The organism is uncultured Corynebacterium sp. (genome assembly GCF_945649885.1).
Taxonomy (GTDB): Bacteria; Actinomycetota; Actinomycetes; order Mycobacteriales; family Mycobacteriaceae; genus Corynebacterium.
The window spans coordinates 1-3685 of the sequence record NZ_CALZFS010000182.1; the positions used below are offsets into that span (position 1 = coordinate 1).

Genomic DNA, 3685 nt, shown 5'->3' on the forward strand with positions numbered 1-3685 from the left:
TAGGACACTAGCACCTCAAGCTAGCGCGTCTGCCATTCCGCCACCCGGGCTGGGTGTTATGGGCTGTTCGCCCTTGGCACGAGATAAACAATAGCCCGATTCTTCATTCAAAGACAAATCCGCAGTTCAGGGCATGGAAATGCCGATGCATAAGTTACAGGGGTGTGAGTTGTTCAGAATGTGCTGAAGCATGGTGTTGAAAATCCGGAGAGCCTTTCTGCCGGTGGGGTATCTTTAACCCTCATGGCACATGAGTTTCGCAGGATGCGCACCTGGTCATGGTTCATTCCTGATTCTCCTACTGATGCGACACTTCTTCTTCCCCGGGTTGTTGGGGCGGGAACCAGGTCGGCGGCGTGGTCTTTGCTGTGGGCTTTTCCTGCCGGTACCTGGGTGATGGTGCTGGGGCTGTTGCTCTCCAGCGGAATCAATGCAGGGGTGTCCCTGATCATTGGGCGGGGAACGGAGTGGGCATTCCGGGATGAAGCAGGCCAGCTGTGGCCTGTTGTCATCATTGCGGGAGCTGTCACATTGTGTCTGTGGCTGGTTTATATCCTGGAGGCCACCTCCGATGCCCTGACCGATCTGACAGCAGCACGGGTGGTGCACACTCTGCGGCTGGAGCTGTCTGGGCAACTGCTGAGCACACTGAAGAGTTCAATTTCTCCCGGCGCGGTGTTGAATACGGTGGATCAGGATTCGGTGCAGATCGGTGGGATGAAGAATATTCTCAATTTTCCGATTGCGATGGTGGGTTTTCTTCTGGGTGCCACGGTGGCTATTGCTCCGATCTCGCCGTTGCTTGCTGTGTTGCTGGTGCTTGGGGGAGTCTTGACTGCGGTGGCGTCTTATCTGACGTCGGCGCCGTTGACCAGGGTGTCGGCCAGGCGTCGTAAAGCTGAGGCCGCTTCGGTGGCTATTGCCACTGATGTGGCACAGGGCTCGCGGGTGGTCAAGGGGCTCGGTGCTGTGGAGCATACGGAGAGGCGGTTTGCTGTGGCGGCAGATGGTGCCTTGGATGTGATGTTGTATGAGGTGCGCCTGCAGGCGTCGTTGAATTTCCTGCGGCAGTTGGTGCCGGCTGCCTGTTCCATCGGTTTGCTGGGGTATGCAGCCTCGTTGGCTTTTGCCGGTGAGATCTCTGGTGGCGAGATGATCTCGATTACTCTCCTGGTGCCGCCTTCTCTGACGGTGTTGGGTATTTCTCTGGGGATGCTCACGGAGATCTGGGCGCGGGGTCAGGCGTCTACGGGGCGTGTGCAGGCGTTGGTGGAGGACCTCTCTGCGGTCTCTGGGGAGCCGGAAGCACACACCCCGTTGATTTCCATTGGTCCGGGGTTGACGGTGTGGAATCCGGGGTCGGCGGAGGACCGTCAGGTGGTGGACCGTGAACTGGCTGCTCTGGCAAGTGTGGAAGGTGTGGTGGTGGCGCCGCACCGCGTGAGCGTGTTTGAGGGAACGCTCACCGATAATCTCAATCCTCTGGGTACTGTGTCGCCGCAGTTACTGAAGGACGCCCTCTGGGCTGCCAGTTGTCAGGATATTCTGCGTCGCCTGGGTGGGGAGCTGCCCGAAGATGCTTCCACTCTTGTCCTGCCTGACACGGCCATCGGTGAGGCGGGTTTGAACCTGTCTGGTGGGCAGCGCCAGCGTATTGCGCTGGCCCGTTTCCTCGCGGCTGATCCGGAGTTGTTGGTTTTGGATGAACCGACCACCGGGCTTGATGCGGTCACTCTTGACCAGGTGGCCCACCGTGTTGCGGACTTACGCTCCAGTGCTTATCGACGCACCCTTGTCATCACTTCCAATCCGACCTGGCGCACGGTGGCAGATCAGGTGCAGAACAACTTCATTAGCGGTCAGGAGCAGGTATGAGAAACGATATCCACGCTGATTCCCTGGCGCCTGCAGGTATGGGGGAGTCCGGACGTATGTTGGCCACACTCCCCGGCAGGCCAAAGACAGGCTGGTACGCAGGCTTCTTCCTGGTTGCTGTGATCACCGTGACCGCCATGGTGGGCACCTCCAATCTCTTGGGCTTCTCCCTCAACATCATCAATGGGGACTCCCTACCCATCATCGGTGGGGGCTCCGGTGGTATGACCCTGCTGGTGGCCGTGGTGGGTCTGGCCATCATCACAGAGACTGCTGGGCGGTCCCTGTTGCAGTACTTCATCAATTCTCGCACCAGAAGGCTCTCAGTTGATCTGAGGAAGGTGGCGTTATCCTCAGCGTTGCGAGCACCGGTGCCCGATGTCATGCAGCTGGGGACTGGAAACGTGATCAGCAGGATCACCCAGGACATCGACAACACGGTGCGCATCACCGCGATGACCGGTGTGCGACTGGTGGTCACCATGTTGATTTTCCCGCTGTCGCTGATCTCCCTGGTGGCGATCCACTGGTCCTATCTCCTGATCTTCGTGGCCGTGGTGTTCATCCTGGTACCAGGTGTGAAAAGTGCGGTGCGGGTGATTCCAACCGCCACCAATGTGGTCTCCAGTACAGAAGCACGCCGTAATAACCTTCTCCTGGACACCATCCGTGGCATGGGGACACTGCGTGTGCTGGGCCTGTCAGACTGGGCACTGGGCAGGATGCGCAGAACCTCCTGGACATCCGTGCAGGCCACAGCGGACCGCGCACCGATCTTCACCAGAATCCTGCTGCTAGGCTCCATTGCCTACGGGCTTCTGCTCATCGGGGCGTTCAGCATCGGTGCCTACCTGGTGGCTGTTGATGTGCTCACCGTGGGGGCTGCCACCGCCGCGGTTTTTGTCATCGTGCGCATGGAGGTCCACGTCTTCAATGTACTGATGTTCGCCTCGGAGATTCAGAGTGCCGTGACCTCCCTGGGACGAGCGGTCTCCCTGGCGTTGTTGGCTAAACGTGCACCCTCAGCACCCGAGCCTGCTGATCTCACCGAAGCACCTGAGGTTCGGGTGGATAATCTCACCTACGCCTACCCAGGTGGCGCAAGTGTGCTCAAGAGACTGGATTTAAGCCTTGCCGCAGGCAGTACCACAGCATTGGTGGGAACCTCCGGTGCAGGTAAATCCACGCTGGCTGGTTTGATCGCAGGGCTGCAACGACCTGATTCCGGGACAGTGATGGTGGGCGATGTCGACACCGGGACGGTGTCAGACACCTGGACCACCCGACAGGTCACACTCATCAGTCAGGAGGTTCACCTGTTTTCTGGATCCCTGCGTGAAGATCTCCTCATGGCGGCACCGGGAGCATCTGATGAACTGCTTCTCCAGGCGTTGGCTGAGGTGGGTCTGGCACGCGATGGTGCGGCGTTTTCGCACTGGCTCCCAGAAGGGTTAGATACTGCTGTGGGGGCGGGGGAGGAAGAACTTTCCCCGGAGATCCAACAGCAGATTTCGCTGGCACGCATCGTGCTGCGTGACCCGCCGGTGCTCATCATGGATGAGGCCACCAGTGAGGCGGGAAGCGATAGTGCCCGGATGCTGGAAACTGCAGCGACCCGGATCGCCCGCGGGCGGACTTCCCTGGTTGTGGCGCACCGCCTGGATCAGGCTGTGGTGGCTGACCGGATCATCGTGATGGAGGACGGTGAGATTGTAGAAGATGGCACCCATGATGAGCTGGTGGCCCAGGGGGGACGCTATGCCGTGCTGTTTCAGCGATGGGAGGCAGGATCTGATTCACAGCCTTAAGT

General features: G+C 59.3%; 2 protein-coding genes. Both read left to right on the forward strand.

Going from position 1 to position 3685, the window contains the following annotated elements:
- Positions 1 to 243 precede the first annotated feature (243 nt).
- Positions 244 to 1875: an ABC transporter ATP-binding protein gene (locus Q0M74_RS13425; RefSeq protein WP_293955291.1), complete on the forward strand. Its 1632-nt coding sequence runs from the start codon at positions 244 to 246 to the stop codon at positions 1873 to 1875.
- Positions 1872 to 3683: an ABC transporter ATP-binding protein gene (locus Q0M74_RS13430; RefSeq protein ID WP_293955293.1), complete on the forward strand. Its 1812-nt coding sequence runs from the start codon at positions 1872 to 1874 to the stop codon at positions 3681 to 3683. Before Q0M74_RS13425 ends, Q0M74_RS13430 begins: the two co-directional genes overlap by 4 nt.
- The last annotated feature ends 2 nt before the right edge of the window (positions 3684 to 3685 follow it).

Excerpts from the sequence above, each read along its gene's own strand:
- Q0M74_RS13425 (WP_293955291.1), top strand. The coding sequence starts at position 244 with ATGGCACATGAGTTTCGCAGGATGCGCACCTGGTCATGGTTCATTCCT.
- Q0M74_RS13430 (WP_293955293.1), top strand. The coding sequence starts at position 1,872 with ATGAGAAACGATATCCACGCTGATTCCCTGGCGCCTGCAGGTATGGGG.